2 protein-coding genes are annotated in these 1,285 nt (G+C 44.0%); both read left to right on the forward strand.

Annotated elements, in window-relative coordinates:
- Window positions 1-75 precede the first annotated feature (75 nt).
- On the forward strand, window positions 76-393 hold the full coding sequence (locus BM123_RS23745; RefSeq protein WP_090173627.1) for a transposase: 318 nt from the start codon (window positions 76-78) through the stop codon (window positions 391-393).
- Window positions 390-1,250, forward strand: a complete 861-nt coding sequence (locus BM123_RS23750; protein ID WP_090173629.1) for an IS3 family transposase — start codon at window positions 390-392, stop codon at window positions 1,248-1,250. Before BM123_RS23745 ends, BM123_RS23750 begins: the two co-directional genes overlap by 4 nt.
- The last annotated feature ends 35 nt before the right edge of the window (window positions 1,251-1,285 follow it).

The raw sequence follows: 1,285 nt of genomic DNA on the forward strand, positions 1-1,285 counted from the left end.
TGGAGCTCCTCACGAAAGTAGACAGTGACTTCTGATTGAATAGGTTGCTACCTTTAAACTACTCAACTCGATCCAATGTCGAAAATCAGGAAGAAATTTACCAAAGAAGAACGCCTTGAGATAGTCAAGCAGAGCTTCGAACCAGATCACCAAGTAGCAGACTTAGCTGATCGCTATGGAATCTCGGCCAATACCTTGTCAAGATGGCGGCGCGAATTTCGAGAAGAACATGGCCTTCAAGCACAAGGTCAGGGAATCAAGATAATGAGCGATGAGGAGCGAAAGATAGCAAGTCTTGAGCGGCAACTTCGTGAGATGCAATTAGAACGCGACATCTTAAAAAAAGCAATCGGCATCTTTTCAAAAGCAGACAAGAAATCTACCAATTCATGAAAGATTACGCCCATGAATTTCCTGTCCTAAAGATGTCTATCGTATTGGGTGTCAGTCGTAGTGGCTATTATAATTGGCTTCAAAGAGGAGCTCCCTCTACTTACGTAGAAGATGCTTTAGACAGAGCGATCCTAGTTTCATTTGAAGCCAGTCACCAAACTTACGGTAGTCCTAGAGTTACTCAAGACCTTATCAATCAAGGTGTTAAAACTTCGGAGCCTACGGTGGCCCGCAGAATGAATAGGCTTGGAATTAGCCCTAAGAGATCTAAGCGCTGGGTGCGGACAACCCAATCAGATGACGATAATCCAGTAGCTGATAACGTACTAAATCGTGATTTTGAGGCCGAACTACCAGCCACAAAATGGGTTAGTGACATCAGTTACTTTGAAGTCAATCGTCGCTGGTTTTACCTCACCATTATACTTGACTTGGCTGATCGTGCTATCGTTGGCTGGGTCATAAGCGATGACATGACAGCAGAGAATACAACTGTAGCAGCTCTACAAAAAGCTGTAGCTAATCGAAAGCCCAAAGAAGAACTCATCTTTCACTCTGATCGTGGAGTTCAATATACCTGTGGTCGTATGCGAGAAGAAATATCTGCCATCGGTGCGGTGCAGAGCATGTCTCGAAAGGGCAACTGCTGGGACAATGCTGTAGCGGAGTCATTCTTTAAAACGATCAAAACAGAATGCATTGATCGCCATGAGTTCAAAAACAAGCACCATGCCTGGTGTACTATCTTTGAGTACATAGAAGGCTGGTACAACACTAAGCGGTTACATACAACTTTGAAAGGACTCACCGTCCGTCAAGCTTATGAAGCAAAAATGAAATCTAATCCGGCAGCCTAATCAGAAGCTACTGTCCACTTTTATGAGGAGGTCCA

Origin of the sequence: Neolewinella agarilytica, assembly GCF_900110645.1 — a bacterium.
GTDB classification, from domain to species: domain Bacteria; phylum Bacteroidota; class Bacteroidia; order Chitinophagales; family Saprospiraceae; genus Neolewinella; species Neolewinella agarilytica.

What these genes read in the sequence shown, in the direction of transcription:
- BM123_RS23750 (WP_090173629.1), top strand. Translation starts at nt 390, where the DNA reads ATGAAAGATTACGCCCATGAATTTCCTGTCCTAAAGATGTCTATCGTA.
- BM123_RS23745 (WP_090173627.1), top strand. Translation starts at nt 76, where the DNA reads ATGTCGAAAATCAGGAAGAAATTTACCAAAGAAGAACGCCTTGAGATA.